We start from the raw sequence: 231 nt of genomic DNA, 5'->3' as shown, positions 1-231 counted from the left end.
CTACGACGACCTCGCGCGGACGGTCTGGGAGTCGTGGCTCGACCCCCTCGAATCGCCCGACGGGGGGCTCCCAATCGTCGAACCGCTCGGCGAAAAACAGCTCCACGCCGCCGACGTCGACGACGTGGCGCTCACGGAGTCGCCGTTTCCGACCGTCCACGGCCTCGACTCGGGGACCATCAACCCGACGACGTTCAAAAACGGACTCGTCCTCGACGTGGCCCACGCCGC

Annotated in this window: 1 protein-coding gene; it reads left to right on the top strand. The window is 68.4% G+C overall.

The window, feature by feature from the left end; translation table 11 throughout:
• Positions 1-231: nuclease (locus HKX41_13850; GenBank protein NNC25217.1), on the top strand; the 231-nt coding region annotated here is incomplete at both ends.

The organism is Salifodinibacter halophilus (assembly GCA_012999515.1).
GTDB classification, from domain to species: Bacteria; Pseudomonadota; Gammaproteobacteria; order Nevskiales; family Salinisphaeraceae; genus Salifodinibacter; species Salifodinibacter halophilus.
Note: the sequence above shows the minus strand (reverse complement) of the source record. Positions and strands in the feature narration are given on the sequence as shown.